Origin of the sequence: Occallatibacter sp., from assembly GCF_035317045.1 — a bacterium.
In the GTDB taxonomy this organism is placed as follows: domain Bacteria; phylum Acidobacteriota; class Terriglobia; order Terriglobales; family Acidobacteriaceae; genus Telmatobacter.
On record NZ_DATHHT010000027.1, the window covers coordinates 82,372 to 98,683 of the forward strand.

Sequence of the window (16,312 nt, forward strand, 5' to 3'; positions counted from 1 at the left end):
CCGTTTCATTGTTGTGGCAACGGCTATTGATCTTCAGATGGGAACGGCGCGTGATCGCGCAGGCTGCCAGCAGCGATCACATCGAACGCCGGGCGGCTTCGAAAGCGACGCTGAAAGCTGCACCCTGAGCGCCGTCCTCGCGCTTCACTAACTGGATAGTGCCGCCGTGCCGCTCAATAATCTCGCGAGATACCCACAGGCCGAGCCCAGTGCCGACATCCTGTTTCGTGGTAAAGAAGGGTTCAAAGATCCGATCCTTGTGTTCGTCGGCGACCCCAGGTCCATCATCCTCCACCTTCATATAAACCGTGCTTTTTCCTGCCTCTTCGAGGCATTTGAGGGTGATCGCGACGACTCCTCCGGTCGCCGCAGCATCTGCGGCATTCGAAATGAGATTCGACACAACCTGCATGATTTCATTTTCGACACCGCGGATCGGGGGGCATTCTTCGAATCGTCGATGAATGGTGATTCTCTTGCTTCTCATCTTGTTCGAGTAAATGCGAAGTACCGACTCGACAAGGGCCTCCATTTGAACGGGACCAGGTGCATTCTTGTCTCGGAAAAATCCGAGTGTTTGCCGGGTCAGGTGGGCGACCCGTTCCAATTCCTGTTCTGCCTGTGCCAGCTGCCGCACGGTGTCTTCGGGCAACGCCGGAGTCATTCTGACGAGATAGACAAGATTGACGGCGGCCTCGAGCGGATTGTTGATCTCATGAGCAACGGTAGCCGAGAGGCGCGCCGCGGCATTCAGTTTCTCGGTATTGCGCAATACGCGCTCTGTTTTCCGATCACTCGTGATGTCGCGAAAGACCAGGACAACGCCGATCAAATTGCCGCTGTCATCCCGAATCGGAGCAGCACTGTCATCGATTGGGGTCAGGGTACCGTCAGCTCGGCGGAGCACAGTGTGATTCGCGAGCCCCATTGCGCGCCCTTCCGCGATCACGCGTACAACAGGGCTGTCAACAGGCGCCATCGTGCTTTCGTGGAAGATCGGAAAAACTTCCAGAATGCTCTTGCCCATCGCTTCTGCGGTTGAAATGCCGGTTAGACCTTCGGCGACCGGGTTCAAGAATGTAACGTGTCCATTCTGGTCGGTTGCGATAACGGCGTCACCAATGCTCTTGAGCGTTACACGGAACCACTCTTCGCGCGCATGTATCTCGCGTGTATGACGCTCGCGAAGATTCATTTGCCGAAGAATGAAGAAAGCCAGCAGAACCAGACCGAATGCCGCGATGACCGTGGTGAGATAAATACAGATCGACGTAAGCCGGATGGTGGCGCGATAGGAAGCATCGCGATCACTCTCGAGGCGGCTTTCCTCCTCGTCCATCAAGGCAACGACGGTGCGAATGTTTTCCATCGTACGGAGTCCAGCGTCGCTGAGCACTAGTTTTCGAGCATCATCGACTTTGCCGGAGCGGTAGAGCGCGATGGTTGCGGCAAGTTCGTTAAGCTTTTCGCGCGCCAGCGAACGAAGTTGTCTGATTGCGGCTCGCTGGCTGGGATTGTCCGCAGTCAAGCGAGAGAGCTCGTCTATCCGCGACTGGATCTGTCGAATTGCAAGATTGTATGGCGCAAGGTATCGTTCCTCCCCTGTATAGAGGAAGCCGCGCTGGCCGGTTTCGGCATCTGTGAGCAGCGCAAGAGTTTCGCTGAGTTTGAGCTGAACCTGATGGGTATGAGCGACCCAAAGCCCGGTCGCAACCTGCCGGTCAAGTTGTCTCTTCGTGATCGCCGCATTCACGATGAGCACCGCAAGAAGCAGTGCGAAGGCGGCAATGACACTGAACCTCTTGAACCTGGTTTGCATTGGAATCCCGTTGAGTGTGCAACTCGAGAGTTGCCGATCCTTAGCCCCGCCAATATCCGGCTGAATCGATAGTATTTCAGGACGCGCAAGGTGCCAATGCGCGCGTGGCTGGTGTTCTGCATTTTTCTGCTGAGCGCCCATTGCCTTTCTGGATCGAACCAACATATCGATCGCCGGACCGCAGTCGTGGATGTCGCTACGCGACACCTGGAAAAAATGAAAAGCACCGATGGTCAGATCGTGCTTTCCCACCCAAGCGGAGCTTGGATGGGGCACCCTCGTTCGTGCTGAATTGTCACGGCAGATCATCCGCGAATTAGGTCTTGGCAACGTGCGGCCGGGTTGGGTGACCAGTTGGCCAACTCGATGAGAGCGAATGCGCGTAACGCATGAGGCCACATTGCATGCGCTACCATGGAACGAGAAGCCGAGGGCGCATGTTTTTGGTGGTGTGGCAGTTTGAAATTGCCGAGGAACAGGTATCCGCATTTGAGGCGGCATACGGGCCGGAAGGGAACTGGGCTCAGCTGTTTCGCAGTTCTCCGGAGTATCTCGGGACTGAGTTGCTGCGTGATGCGTACATTGCGGGGTCGTATCTGACGATCGACCGGTGGGCCAGCGAAGAGGCGTTTCGGAGTTTCCGCAAGCAAAACGATACGGCCTATGAGGCACTGGACCGATTGTGCGATGCGCTGACCTCGCGGGAAACGCGCATCGGAGCGTATACGGTTTGAATCTGACCAAACGTCAGATTACGGGCTCAGCGCGGTCCGCCAAGGCTAGCCCTGTTCAGCTCATTGACCTTTTCCGTCACGCACCCACTGAACGCGCGCGTAGTATCCCGAGGTGGTCCGCACCTTGATGTTTGGCTTGTCCACGCGTACATCAAGAGCGTGATATTCGTTCACCCGATCGCCGGGCGCCGGCGCGAAGGTCAGGTCGTAGCCTCCGCTCGCATCGCGAACAGCGATCTTCAACGAACCGAGGATATCGCGGCCGCTGATAAACACTTGTCCCCCCGTGTGTGTCGCCAGCACCTGAAGGCCGAGGTCGGGATATGTGGCATCCTTGACTGCTGAAATGCCTTTCAGGAATCCCTTGTATTCGAACAGATCTGTACCCCCCACTTCGAACGGGTCGATGCAATAAAGCGCAACATTCGAGTCGCGCAACAAATTCGTGAATTGCACGATATTGCTGAACACCCATGCTCTTTGCTTGCTATCCGCCCGATCCCCGGCGAGGCTCAGCAATGGCCATCCCGGGCCGACAACCAGGACCAGCTTGCGCCCAGGTTTCTTGCCCTCGTACTGGATCAACTGGCCCAGTTCGAGCAGCGACTTCTGAACGTTCTCGGTGGCTCCATACAATCCTCCCCCTCGGCCGATTCCGCGGAGTTCTGAGTGCGTTTGATTGAAGGAGGCGAGCAGCAAATCTCCATGCTGCGTTGAAACCGGCAGGACCTTCACTCCACTGTCCTCGATCAGCGCGATCGAGGTTGGATTGGGGAGTTCGCCGCCGTTTGCCTTCAGGTAGGCGCCGACTTCCTCGCGTTCGCGCGCCACTGTGATTGCGTCGGCGTTGATCATGTCGACCACAATCACCACCTGCACCGGATCAGATTTCAGAACCGATGCATCGACGGCCCGGAACCCGAGCAGTTTTTGTGGCTGGTTGTTGTCGAGAAGGGTGAAGTCGCCCTCCTGTAATGCCTCGACGGGATGACCCTGGTTGTCAGAGAGCTGAACGTGGATGGTCATCGTCTTTTGTGCGTCTGGTGCCGCGCCGGCATTCTGCGCCGGCACCGCCGCACTGTGTTCCGCGGGACTCTGCGCCGACGCATGCCGTGCCACACCGGTTACGACAACTACGGCAGCGACCGCCAGCACGGCGAAGCGGTGCCGCTGAAAGCGGACAGTTTTGTGCATGGGATGCCCCCTTGAATTGGGACAGTTTTGTCCACCGGATTGTTGCATATTTGTTTGCTTCGTGACAGGGAATACGCCTCTTTACTGTTTTCTCTTTTTCTTCGCTTTTTCAGTATCAATTGAGTGTCGCATCCTGCTACAATCCGTTCGAAATACCAATAGCCGCCGCGTGTTTTCTGTCGTTCCCAACAAGTCGCGCCAAGCGAGCATTTCTAGAGGAGAAATATCTAATGCCTATTGCCGATGAGCGCGCAAAAGCGGTCGAATTGGCCCTTTCGCAGATCGAAAAGCAGTTTGGAAAAGGGTCCATTGTGCGTCTTGGATCGCGGGAGGCCCTGGTTCCGATCTCTGTCATCTCAACCGGATCGATCAGTTTTGACGCGGCGCTGGGTGTGGGTGGCGTACCGCGGGGAAGAGTAATCGAGGTTTTCGGGCCTGAGTCATCGGGCAAAACGACGATTACACTCCAGATCATCGCAGAAGCACAGAGGAACGGCGGGCTGGCGGCCTTTGTGGATGCCGAGCATGCGCTGGATCCTGGGTATGCCAAGAAGCTTGGCGTCGATGTGGACAATCTGCTGGTTTCGCAGCCGGACTCGGGCGAGCAGGCGCTGGAGATCACGGAAGCGCTGGTGCGCTCGGGGGCCATTGACGTGTTGGTGGTGGACTCGGTGGCTGCGCTGGTGCCTAAGGCAGAACTCGACGGTGAAATGGGCGAGTCGCACATGGGTTTGCAGGCGCGGTTGATGTCGCAGGCGCTGAGGAAGCTGACGGGCACGGTCTCGAAGTCGCGCACATCTCTGATTTTCATCAACCAGATTCGCGAGAAGATCGGCGTGATGTTCGGTAATCCGGAGACGACGACGGGCGGACGCGCGCTGAAGTTTTACTCGTCGGTGCGAATCGATATTCGCCGCATAGCCGCCATCAAGGAAGGCGACGTGGTTACGGGCAATCGGACCAAAGTGAAGATTGTGAAGAACAAGGTTGCCGCTCCATTCCGCGAGGCCGAGTTTGACATTCTTTATGGCGAGGGCATCAGCCGCGAAGGCGATGTGCTTGACCTAGCGGTGGCCAACAACATCGTGGAGAAGTCGGGTGCGTGGTACAGCTATTCTGGCGAGCGCATCGGGCAGGGACGCGAGAATACGCGCAACTTCCTCAAAGAGAACAAGGATATCTTTGCCAAAATGGACGCCGAAGTGCGGAAGGCGCTGAACATCGGCGCACCCAAGGCGGAGGTGCCTGAGGTTCCGGCGGCTGGCCATGCCGAGGCAAAGGAAGCGGTTCGGGTCCGACGGGGATAGAGCTGCGAAATCGAAGTCTGAGAGGGCGGCCGAAGTGTTGGCCGCCTTTCTTTCGACCCAACAATGAATGAGTGTTAATGTATGAATGTATGTATGGAGATTAAATGACAATAACCGAGATGACAAAAAGGCACGTGATCGCTCGATATGTCGAACCCGCTCGGCAGAAGGGCGAGGAACTGCTTCGCATTCGAGTGGGGAATGTTCAAAAGGAGCTCGGTTGGACAAACCGGGCGCCTTCTGTTTTCTCGACCTTGTCATCGCGTCCTTTTCAGAATGAAGCCGGTTTGGAACTGATCGAGAAGAGCGGGGGGCCAGCTTCTGGAGGGCCAAGCACAACGGTTGAATTCGTGTATCGCATTCTGCCATCGTCACGGGAGTCAGCGTCGAGGATTTCGAACATTCCGAAAGGGCCTGGCTTGATGGATCTGTACGGTATCGGTGCTGAAGTATTCAAGCAGCTTGGCGGGGGCGAAGAGTATTTGAAGCGCGAAAGAGATGAACTTAGATTCCCTGCAGAAGGATATCCCCATTCCGGTAAGAGTGCATGAGCCGCATTTACTGGGACTCAATGCTCTTTATCTATCTGATTGAAGGCAATCCAACGTATGCGCCGCGCGTCAAGGCAATCCACGAAGAAATGACGCGCCGAAGAGATCAGCTGGTAACAAGCATCTTCACGCTGGGGGAAGTTTTGGCGGGACCACGAAAGGTGGGAGCACAGAACGTTGTCGATCAAATCCGACAGTTTTTCGTATCGAGCGGCAAAGTGGAACTATTGCCCTTTGTCGTTGGAACCTCAGACCGCTATAGTGTGATTCGCGAGACCACCAACGTGACTCCTGCCGATGCAATTCACCTGGCTTGCGCAGCTGAGTCAGGCGTGGATCTTTTCATTACGCATGACTTGAAGCTCCACAAACTTGCAATTTCGGGGATTCACTTTATTACCGGATTGAATACAAATTTGTTTTAGTCTTCTTAGAACGACTTGCACTCAGGCACAAACCGGTGCGGGATGCAGTGCCGCGTGGAACACGGGACGGAAGAAGTTCGTACAGCCTTGATGACGGCGCGCTCGGTTGCTTGCTCTAAACTGAAGGTTCAAATGAAGACCATCCGGGAAACGGTCGCGAAACAATTTGCGCAGATTATTCTCTGCGGGTTCGCGGCCGTTTGCTTCTGCGCGTTGCCGGTATTGGCGCAGCCTTCTGCATCTCCGGGCAATGCTGCGGGAAGCGGGGCGGCCAGCGGAGTTCGCGGGGTCACCATTCTTGATGGCCAGTGGCGCTTCCAGGCTGGCGACGATCTGCGGTGGGCCGAGCCGGGATTTGACGATTCCAGCTGGCCAACCGTGAGCCTTAGCTCCTCGCTTGCTGAGCAAGGAATCGATACTTACAGCGGATATGGGTGGTACCGGCTGAAGATTCAGCCACAGCAAATTGCCCAGTTCGGCAATCTTGCTTCGAGCGAACCGCTTTCGCTGGTGGTTTCAAGCAATTCGGTTGGCCAACTTGATGTGTTTGTGAATGGCATGGAAGCGGGCCATACCAAGGGCATGACGGAGTCGCCATCCGAGTACCAGTCTCCGCCGTTTGTGGCGCAACTCAATCCTTCGGCCTCGGGGCCCACGGTGATTGCGATTCGCACCTGGGCGGGGCCGGATACGCCTGTCTCCCACGGGCTTTTGCGCAGGGTTGAACTGGGCGCGGCGAACGATATGGCGGAGCGCCACGCGATGGCGATCGGGCGGCAGTGGAATGAGGGGGTCATCTCCGACCTGGTCGTTGCGTTTCTTTTTGTCTGTGTGGCGGTGCTGGGTGGATTTCTCTACATGGCGCAGCGGCATCACCCGGAGTACCTGTGGCTTGCGCTGTTGTGCCTGTCGGTAGCTGCGGGTGGAGCGGCTGATTCGGCCTTCGGGCTGGCGATCATGCCGCTGTCGGTTTACCGCATTCTCACCATGTTTAGCGGTCGCATCTTCATGGCCGTCACGCTGGAGTTTGTCCTCCATTTTACGGGCACGAAGTCGCGCAGGGTTGTTCGTGGCGTACAGATTGGCGTGGTCCTGGTTCCTTTCGTTTCCTTCATCCACCTGACACTCGTTTATCAAATCCTGTCGGTTGCCTCGGAGGTTCTCTTCTGCGGGCTGGTGGTGGTTTTGTTGTTCCAAGCGTGGCGAGCGGGGAAGAGCGAGGCCGGGGTTATGCTGCTTCCGTTCTTTCTGGCGGCAACAGCCGACTCTGCGAACACTGTCCTCGATTTTGCGGCGAGCCGGCATTGGCTGCCCGACCAGTTCGCTTCTCATCGCTTCTACTTTGGGCCAATTGAATTCGGAATTGGAACAATAGCCTACACGATCTTTCTGGGGAGCCTGATCGCGGTAATCCTGTATCGCTTTGTGCGGATCAGCCAGGAGGAGCAGCGCTCGGCCGCGGAGATTTCAGCGGCCCGGAGCGTACAGGCTTTGCTGATTCCGACGCAGTTGCCGTCGAATCGCAACTTCATGCTGGAGAGCGCGTATCTGCCGGTGAACGGGGTAGGCGGAGATTTTTTCCAGGTGCTGCCGCTGAAAGATGATTCGCTGCTGATTGTGGTGGGGGACGTGAGCGGAAAAGGGCTGCAAGCGGCGATGAACTCGAGCACGCTGGTGGGCGCGCTGCGGAATGAGCTGTCGCATGATCCGGCGACGGTGCTGAATCATCTGAATCATGTGCTGATCGGGGCCGTCTCTTCGCCGGGAACCGCGGTGAAGGAGTTGGATTGTGCGCCGTGCTTTGCGACCTGCCTGTGCGCGCGTGTCTATCCCGACGGAACCACGACGATTGCCAATGCCGGACACCTGAATCCCTATCGCGATGGGCGGGAGATTTCGCTAGCGGGGAGCCTGCCGCTTGGAGTGATTGCGGACGCGGAGTACGAGCAGGCGACATTTCAATTGAAGCGCGGCGACCGGCTTGTGTTTCTTTCGGATGGCGTGGTGGAGGCGACCAACGGGGAAGGCGAACTGTTCGGCTTCGAGCGGACGCAGCAGGTGAGCAACGAATCGGCGCGGTACATTGCGCAAACAGCGCAGCACTTCGGCCAGACGGACGACATCACGGTTGTCTCGCTTTACCTGTCTTCAAAGACGGCGCAGCCCAGCAGCGAAGAACTCGCGTACAGCAAGTAAGCGGGTGTCAGATCTACGGCTGCGACCGGTCTGAAAACGCTGAGCTACTCCGATGGTTAGCGCTGGCTGCAAAATGCGTCGGCAGTTCGAAAAGATTCACGATCCGGCAGTCTGCTGTCCCGCGTCGTTGCCTGCCTTGCGTGTCTCCCGCTATCGTAGCGGGCATGAGGAAAGACATCGCCTGGGCTACTTCCATAATTTTTGTATCCACAGTCTCCGCAATGTCGTGGGCGCGCGCGCCCATTCAGATTGCTGGGCAAAGCGGTTGGCCAACCTATGGAGCAGATCCCGGCGGTACCCGCTACTCGGCTGAGTCGCAGATCAATCGAAGCAACGTGAACAGTCTGAAGGTAGCGTGGAGCTACCGCACTGGCGCAAATGACATGCCGACCAAGCTGAAGCGGAAGGCCGCGTTCGAATCGACGCCCATTCTGGTCGGTGGGAAGCTTCTGCTGAGTACGCCGTACGACCACGTGATCGCAATTGAGCCTGGGACCGGAGCGAAGCTTTGGGAATATGACCCTGGCGTGAATCTCGATCAGAATTTTTCAGAGGTGAGTTCGCGCGGGGTTTCGGCATGGCAAGACCCACGCAGGAAAAGCGGCGCGCCATGCAGTTTAAGCGTTTTCATCGGCACATTGGATGCCCGCCTGATTGCATTGGATGGTCAAACGGGCAAGCCTTGTACTGATTTCGGCACGAACGGCACGGTGGATCTGAATCAAGACGCGGCCACGCAGACGGAGTGGACAGGCGGTTACCAGGTGACCTCTCCGCCGGCGATCTACAAAGATCTGGTGATCGTGGGATCTTCGATTGCCGACAACTGGCGGGTGGATACCGGCCGCGGCATTGTCCGCGCATTCGATGCTCGCTCGGGTAAACTCCGCTGGACCTGGGACCCCATCCCCTGGGCAAAGGACACCAAGCCGCGAACAGGAGCGGGTAATGCCTGGGCGGTCTTTTCAGTGGATGCTGCGCACGACCTGGTGTTTGTGCCTACAGGAAGCGCGGCGCCTGATTATTTCGGCGGCATCCGAAAAGGCGACGACAAATGGGCCAACTCGGTGGTGGCGCTACGCGCGTCGACCGGCAAATTTGTCTGGGGATTTCAGGTTGTGCATCACGATCTGTGGGACTACGATGTCGCCGCCCAGCCCACCTTGATCGATTGGAAAGATGGAACGCCCGCAGTCGTGATCAACACCAAGATGGGCCACGTATTTGTGCTCAACCGCCTGACTGGCACGCCACTTCTGCCAATTGAAGAACGCCCGGTGCCTGCATCCGATATTGTCGGTGAGGAAAGTTCGCCGACCCAACCGTTTTCGGCGATTTCACTGGTGCCTGAACGATTTGAAGCTTCGGAAGCGTGGGGACCGAGGCCGGAGGATGAGAAGTGGTGTCGCGACAAGATCGGCGCTTTGCGGAACGAAGGAATTTTCACGCCGCCGAGTTTACATGGCACGGTGCAGGCTCCCGGAAACGTCGGAGGCGTGAACTGGGGGAGTGCCGCGTATGACCCGCAGCACCATGTCATGGTCGTCAACACGAATCGCCTGATCGCGTGGGTCAAACTGATTCCGCGTGCGGAATATGACGCTGAAGTACATAAGAATCAGGACAACCGCATTTACGGAGAGTTCGGTGACCAGGAGCCCTCCCCGTATGGCCTCTATCGCTCATTTCTGTTTTCGCCCAGTGGTACCCCGTGTAACCGTCCGCCATGGGGAACAACAGCTGCGGTCGATTTATTCACCGGCAAGATTACGTGGAATGTTTCGCTGGGCACCCTGGTGCCGGGGCAAACGACGGGCTCGATTAACCTGGGAGGTCCGATCGTGACTGCCGGTGGCTTGGTGTTTACCTCCGCCACCATTGACCCTCACCTGCGCGCGTTCGACACGGAGACCGGAAAGGAATTGTGGAGCTACCAATTGCCTGCTTCAGGCAATGCAACGCCCATGACCTATTTGTGGAAGGGCAAGCAGTATCTGCTCATTTGCGCGGGAGGCCACGGCAAATTGGGCTCCAAGCAAGGCGACTATGTCATGGCTTTTTCTCTTCCGTAGAATCGACGCAGACGGCGCATAACGCTTGCGGCTCATCGAGGTGTACTTGCGCCGGTTTGCTGCATGCTGACAAGGAATTGACTTACTGCACGTGCGCATCTTTGTCGCTAACCCCCTTTGTGATTGATGAACCGGAAATGCCGTAGAATCAAACCGGAGCAGACTCGATGAGCGTGAAAGCCCTCTATCCCGGCACGTTCGATCCTCCGACGAACGGGCACATCGATCTGATCCAGCGTGGTTCAAAACTGTTTGAGCATCTGACCGTCGCTATCCTGAAGAACCCGGTTAAGAATCCCCTGTTTACCGTCGAAGAGCGCGTGGAGATGCTGCGCGAGTCGACGGCGGCGCTGGGCAATGTGAGCGTGGCAACGTTTGACGGGTTGATGGTCGATTTTGCGCGGCAGCTTGGCGCAACCGCGGTGTTGAGGGGGATTCGCGCAATTTCCGATTACGAACATGAATTTCAAATGGCGCTGATGAACCGGCGCCTGGCGCCAGAGATCGAGACTGTTTTTCTGCAGCCGGCGGGGCGTTATTCGTTTGTGAGTTCGCGCATGCTCAAGGAAGTATTCAGTTTCGGCGGGGAAGTTGCCGGGCTGGTTCCCCCCAACGTTCTCAAGCGCCTGCGCAGCCGTATCAGCAGCGCAGGCTGAATCTTGCTGGCTGCGCGTTCGGGCGCAGGAGGTTCAGTTTGTCGGACTTTGTCGCACTTAATCCCTCGTCGATTCACCGCGAGATTCGGAATACGCTCTTCGGAGATGTTCCGCTGGTTGAGCTTGTCCGGGCGCATCCGAAGGTGGCTCTGACGGAACCGTGGGCCTCGTTTCAGCGGGCGCGGGACCTGAAAGACACGGGTGATGAACAGGCTGCGAGGGATGCGGTTCGCGGGATCCTGAAGATGCCCGATATTGAGACGCGGGTTTTTCTCCAGGCTTGTCACACGCTGCGGGAACTGGGCGACAAGCCGCCGCAGGGGCGGGAAAAGGAAGTCCTGGGTGTGGTGGTGGAGATCGGGATGCCGAAGGGCCTCGATCTGGTGGCGGCCTATCGGGATCACCGCGCGCGCTACTTCAATTACAGCGGAGCCGGGGTGCTGTGGGAGCGGCGTGATGATTCGCTGGATGGGTTGATTGACGAATTGCTCCAGGCCGGGATGCTGGTCGCGCAGGCGATCGGTCCGTGGGCGCAGGCCAGACCGCCGGAGCCGAAGAATGGCACCGCGCGCATCAACCTGCTGACGCCGAGCGGAATCCATTTGGGACAGGGACCGGTGGAGGCGTTGAGCCTGGACGCGATGGGGGGGCCGATTTTGTCGGCGGCATTCGGGCTGATGAAGCGGCTGGTGGAATTGACGAAGAGGGAGCCGGAGTAAAGACAGGGGCCAGGGGCTAGGACTAGGGACTAGGGACTAAGGACTCCGAACAAATGGGCTCGAAAACGGTGCGGGCGCGGCAGTGCGGGAAGCGATCGTGTCACGAGACAGCATCATGGCAAACGATTTTGCCGCAAAAGGTCTCCCTAGACTAGACTGGCTTCCATCTTGGGAGGCGCCTTATGCGGTATCACGGGAGGTTTGCGTTTTCAGCACTGTTGATGTGCTGCCTGGTTGCGGCCGGCAAGGATAAGAAGAAGATCATACTGCCAGCGGACATTCTGGAGGCGAGGACCGTGCTTGTCGTTATCGATCCCGACGCTGGAATGGCGATGGGTACTCCCAATGCCAACCGCACGGCCCAGGAGGACGTGGAGAAGGCGCTGATGAACTGGGGCCGTTTCAGCCTCGCGACCGACGTTTCCTCGGCCGATTTGATCATTTCGGTTCGCAAAGGAAACGGGAAAATCGTTGAACCGACAATTGGCGGCGTCCCCAACAACAATCGCCCGGTTATCTTCGATCCCACAGACTCAGGGGGCGTGATTGGGGGACATCGGGGAACTGCACCGCAAGCCGGCGATCCGACGAATGCCCAACCGCAGGATCCCCATCCACAGATTGAGGTTGGGTCGGCGCAGGATATGTTTGCGGTGTATCGCGGGAAACGTGACAACGCGCTCGACGCCCCGGCAGTTTGGCGGTACAGGACCAAGGACGCGCTGTCTTCGCCGGGCGTTCCTGCCGTCGATGTATTCAAGAAGTTGATTGCCGAAGCGGAGAAACAACAAGCTGCCAAGCCGTGATTCCGCGCGAATTCAACGCAATCGGTTTTGCTGCTCAGCGCAAAATCTGTAAAGATAGAAGCATTATGACCGTTGCTGCTGCTGCGAAAGTATTTGCTGACCGTATTGGCCGGATTGAGGTTTCTGCAACCATGGCGGTGGGCGCCGAGGCTGCGAAACTGCGCGCCCAAGGTGCGAACCTTGTGGATTTTGGCGCCGGAGAGCCGCATTTTGCTACTCCGCGACACATTAAGGACGCGGCGATTGCGGCGATCGAGGCCAATTTCACGCGCTATACCGTGGTGCCGGGGATTCCGGACGTGCGGAAGGCGATTGTGGAGCGGCACGCGTGCGATTTCGGGTCGGACTATTCAATCGACGAGGCCGTGTTTACCACGGGAGGAAAGCTGGCGCTGTTCAACACGATCCAGGTGCTGGTGGATCACGGCGATGAAGTGATTCTGCCGGTACCGTACTGGGTGAGCTTCAAGGACATCATTCAGTACGCGGGCGGCAAGGTCGTGTTTCTCGAGACGAGCGAGCAGGAGAATTTCCGCATCACGGCGGACGCGATCGAGAAGGCAATTACGCCGCGAACGAAGGCGATCATTCTGAATTCGCCGTCGAATCCGGCGGGGTCGGTGATGTCGGCGGAGGACCTGGAGCGGATTGTGCACCTGGCGCATGAGCGCGGGATTTTCCTGCTGCTGGACGAGTGCTATGTGTATCTGAACTATGCGGGCAAGCCGGTTTCGGGCGGTTCGTATACGTGGGCGAAGGAGCACATCGTCATTCTCGGGTCGTTGTCGAAGACCTACTCGATGACGGGGTGGCGCGCGGGATATGCGCTGGCAGCAAAGCCATTGGCGGCCAACCTGAGCAAGCTGCAGTCGCAGTCGACGTCGAACGCAGCCAGTATGGTGCAGAAAGCGGCCATTGCGGCGCTGGCGGGTTCGCAGGAGTGCGTGTCGAGTTTCCGGGCGGAATTTATCGAGTTGCGGGACTACATGCTGGCGAAGCTGGCTGAGATTCCGGGCGTGACGTGCACCAGGCCAGAGGGCGCGTTCTATGTGTATCCGAATATCGGAGCATTCATTGGGAAGGGCGGCGTCAAGTCGGCGACAGAGCTGGCGACGCGGCTGCTGCACGAGGCGCATGTGGTGACGGTGCCGGGCGAGGCGTTCGGGACGGCTGAGCATATTCGCATTTCATACCCGGTGACCAAGCAGAATATCGACGAGGGCACGCGGCGGATGGGCGAGTTCCTGGGGAATCTGGGGTAGGGTTTCACTGCTGATGAAGAGAAGGCCCGGGTGAGCCCGGGCCTTCCTATTTGTGAAAGGCAAACAGACTCATCGGCATCCCTCCCAGGTATCAGAAACGAGATCTCCACCCCACGAACATAGACCCGTTCGTGGGGACCCCGGACCTGGGCCACCCATCGGAGTCGCGGAACTGCTAATTCGCGGGGACTTCGCTGCTGATGATGCCGACGCCGGCGACGTGGCCTACCTGCCAATCGGCTATTGCGCTGGACTGACGACAGTCCAGGCAGGTTGTTTTCTCGAAGCGGGCCGAGCATTGCGGACAGACGCCGCCGGTCTGGAAGGTGTCGAACTGGGCCTGACACTTGTTGCAACGCCAGAAGGGGCCGATGGGCGGCGCGGTCCGGCAGCTGGGACAGGCGAACCCCTGGCGGCGGGGAATCTTTTCAAGCTTGCGCAAGGCGCGTGCGGTCTTGAAGCCGTTCCAGCAATTGAGGCCTGCGTAGGCGGCGATGAGGCCGGTCCAAATGGACTTTTCAAGGAATGCGAGCACGATGAGCCCGGCGACTCCGAAGAAGCCCAGAAACGAAGCGATCAACAAGCTGCGCGCGCGGCCGAGAGGAAACCAGAGCAGGGAGCGAAGAATCTGGCCGCCGTCGAGGGGGTAGATGGGGAGAATGTTGAAAACCAACAGAACGATGTTTGTGAAGAGGATCGCAAAAATCAGCTGGTAAGCATCTGGATTCGATTCCCGCCAATTGAGCGCATCGACGGCTTTCCATGCGATGGCCAGGGGAACAGCCAGCGCAACGTTCACAAGAGGTCCTGCGGCGATGCTCCACAGGGTTGCGCCGGGGCGCTGCGGGGGATTGACATAGGCGACGCCGCCGAGCGGCCAGAGCATGATTTTATCCGCGGTTCCACCGACGGAGCGGCAGGCAAGAGCATGACCAAGCTCGTGCAACAGGACGATCATGAAGAGCGCCAGGTATTCGAAGGCATTCCAGACGACGGAGCTGTATTGGCCCTTCCGTGCCTGGATTTCATACAAGGCGACTAGGAACCATGACCAGTGCAGGTAGACGTCGATTCCCTTGATGCGGAATAGGTGGATTGAGCCTTGGCTGGCGCGGAACATGCAGCTAGCTTACCCGAAGTTGCCGGTTGCCGGCGGTCGGGGCTGAATTCGCGCGAAATTGAGGTCCCGATGAGAGTTAGAGCGGCTCGAATGGTGGGAGATGTCGATGGCCGAAGATGCTAACCTTTTTTTACGCAGTTGAGCCGTGGCGCATGCCCGCTCTATAGACCTAAAAAGTATCGACCATCACTGTGCAAACCTAGCTTCTGTCGGGTAGGATGTGTTTTCCATGCCGAAGTCTATTGATTTTCGTCCAGTTATACTCGCCGGTGGCAGCGGAACCCGATTCTGGCCCCGCTCCCGGCGCGCCCGGGCCAAGCAAGTGCTGGCGCTCGATGGTGAGCGCTCGATGATTCAGCAAACGGTGGAGCGGCTGAAGCCACTGGCTGCGGCGGAGAAGACGTGGGTTATCACCAATGAATTTCTGGCGCAGGAGATCGCCGACCAGCTTACGGGCGTTCCGCGACACCAAATTATCGAGGAGCCTGTCGCACGGAACACGGCTCCGGCGTGCGGGCTGGCGGCATTCCTGATCGAGCGGGAGAATCCTGCCGCGGTGCTGGGGGTGTTTCCGTCGGACCATGTGATCGCGGACGAGCCGCGATTTCTGAAGGCGCTGCAGAAGGGGATTGCGCTGGCAGCCACGGGCGACAATATCGTCGTGCTGGGTATTGAGCCAACGCGGCCGGAAACGGGTTATGGCTACATTGAGACGGGTGAAGAGGCGTCTGATGGCGGTGAGCTGCGGGTTCGCCGTTTTACTGAGAAGCCGAACCTGAACCGCGCGCAGGAGTTTGTGGCCTCAGGGAACTACTACTGGAATTCGGGCATGTTTCTGTGGTCGGCGAAGACGCTGGCGAATGCGGTGCGGGAACATCTGCCGGAGATGGCTCCGCTGCTTGAAAAGATTGCTGCGCGCTTCGGGGCTCCGGAGTTTGACGAGGTGTTTCGCGAGCTTTATCCAAAGTGCGAAAATATTTCGGTCGACTATGCGGTGCTGGAACCGCGGTCTGCGAAGGGCGAGCACGCATCGCATCTTTTCTGCGTGCCGGCGGAGTTTGCGTGGAACGATCTGGGCTCGTGGGCCTCGCTTTACGAGTACCAGATGGAGACGCGGCTGCGCGGCGACGGCGACGGGAATGTTGCCGAGTCCGATGGACACTTGACGATCGAAGCAGGCAACAATTACGTCTACAGCCCTAAGAAGTTTGTTGCGCTGGTTGGCGTTGAAAACCTTGTCATTGTGGATACCGACGATGCGCTGCTGATTGTGCATCGCGATCATTCGCAGGACGTGGGCAAGGTGGTGAAGGAACTGGGGCTGTCGGGGCGTGACGAGCTGATCTGAAATTGATTCAGCATTGTTTGTGCGTGACCCCTGGGCATGCGGGTGCATCCCTGTTCAGAGCAGACTTTGACCCGTTCGCCAGTCTACATTTATCCGAGGAAGA

General features: G+C 57.9%; 14 protein-coding genes. 11 read left to right on the plus strand and 3 right to left on the minus strand.

Annotation, left to right across the window (positions count from 1 at the left end):
- Positions 1-76: 76 nt before the first annotated feature.
- Positions 77-1,819: a CHASE3 domain-containing protein gene (locus VK574_RS13390; protein ID WP_472800346.1), complete on the minus strand. Its 1,743-nt coding sequence runs from the start codon at positions 1,817-1,819 to the stop codon at positions 77-79.
- Between the two features lie 437 nt (positions 1,820-2,256).
- Between VK574_RS13390 and VK574_RS13395 the strand changes: the two genes are divergently transcribed.
- Entirely contained in the window at positions 2,257-2,553 is a 297-nt protein-coding gene (locus VK574_RS13395; protein WP_472800347.1) for an antibiotic biosynthesis monooxygenase family protein, read from the plus strand.
- Between the two features lie 60 nt (positions 2,554-2,613).
- On the opposite strand, the gene VK574_RS13400 is transcribed toward VK574_RS13395, so the two are convergent.
- The gene (locus VK574_RS13400) at positions 2,614-3,747 is read right to left on the minus strand and encodes a VWA domain-containing protein (protein WP_472800348.1); all 1,134 of its coding nucleotides are present in this window, start codon (positions 3,745-3,747) and stop codon (positions 2,614-2,616) included.
- A 236-nt stretch (positions 3,748-3,983) separates the two neighbouring features.
- On the opposite strand from VK574_RS13400, the gene recA reads away from it, so the two are divergent.
- The 9 genes from recA to VK574_RS13445 all read left to right on the plus strand — a co-directional run bounded on the left by recA (position 3,984) and on the right by VK574_RS13445 (position 13,741).
- Positions 3,984-5,054 carry a recombinase RecA gene (recA, locus tag VK574_RS13405; RefSeq protein WP_472800402.1) on the plus strand — a complete coding sequence of 357 codons (1,071 nt, stop codon included), beginning with the start codon at positions 3,984-3,986 and terminating at the stop codon, positions 5,052-5,054.
- A gap of 104 nt (positions 5,055-5,158) precedes the next feature.
- Entirely contained in the window at positions 5,159-5,605 is a 447-nt protein-coding gene (locus VK574_RS13410) for a hypothetical protein (protein ID WP_472800349.1), read from the plus strand.
- Complete coding sequence (locus VK574_RS13415) at positions 5,602-6,030, plus strand: type II toxin-antitoxin system VapC family toxin (RefSeq protein ID WP_472800350.1); 429 nt, start codon at positions 5,602-5,604, stop codon at positions 6,028-6,030. Before VK574_RS13410 ends, VK574_RS13415 begins: the two co-directional genes overlap by 4 nt.
- 132 nt (positions 6,031-6,162) lie before the next feature.
- Entirely contained in the window at positions 6,163-8,226 is a 2,064-nt protein-coding gene (locus tag VK574_RS13420) for a PP2C family protein-serine/threonine phosphatase (protein WP_472800351.1), read from the plus strand.
- Positions 8,227-8,447: 221 nt separating this feature from the next.
- The gene (locus VK574_RS13425; RefSeq protein ID WP_472800352.1) at positions 8,448-10,298 is read left to right on the plus strand and encodes a pyrroloquinoline quinone-dependent dehydrogenase; all 1,851 of its coding nucleotides are present in this window, start codon (positions 8,448-8,450) and stop codon (positions 10,296-10,298) included.
- Between the two features lie 167 nt (positions 10,299-10,465).
- Complete coding sequence (gene coaD / locus VK574_RS13430) at positions 10,466-10,954, plus strand: pantetheine-phosphate adenylyltransferase (protein WP_472800353.1); 489 nt, start codon at positions 10,466-10,468, stop codon at positions 10,952-10,954.
- Positions 10,955-10,992: 38 nt separating this feature from the next.
- Complete coding sequence (locus tag VK574_RS13435; protein ID WP_472800354.1) at positions 10,993-11,673, plus strand: hypothetical protein; 681 nt, start codon at positions 10,993-10,995, stop codon at positions 11,671-11,673.
- 182 nt (positions 11,674-11,855) lie between these two features.
- On the plus strand, positions 11,856-12,479 hold the full coding sequence (locus VK574_RS13440) for a hypothetical protein (RefSeq protein WP_472800355.1): 624 nt from the start codon (positions 11,856-11,858) through the stop codon (positions 12,477-12,479).
- A 65-nt stretch (positions 12,480-12,544) separates the two neighbouring features.
- Positions 12,545-13,741, plus strand: a complete 1,197-nt coding sequence (locus VK574_RS13445; RefSeq protein ID WP_472800356.1) for a pyridoxal phosphate-dependent aminotransferase — start codon at positions 12,545-12,547, stop codon at positions 13,739-13,741.
- Between the two features lie 175 nt (positions 13,742-13,916).
- Here the strand turns inward: VK574_RS13445 and VK574_RS13450 are convergent, their stop codons facing one another.
- Entirely contained in the window at positions 13,917-14,861 is a 945-nt protein-coding gene (locus tag VK574_RS13450; RefSeq protein ID WP_472800357.1) for a site-2 protease family protein, read from the minus strand.
- A 229-nt stretch (positions 14,862-15,090) separates the two neighbouring features.
- Between VK574_RS13450 and VK574_RS13455 the strand changes: the two genes are divergently transcribed.
- Positions 15,091-16,209 (plus strand): mannose-1-phosphate guanylyltransferase, encoded by a 1,119-nt coding sequence (locus tag VK574_RS13455; RefSeq protein WP_472800358.1) that lies wholly within the window; start codon positions 15,091-15,093, stop codon positions 16,207-16,209.
- Positions 16,210-16,312: the final 103 nt, after the last annotated feature.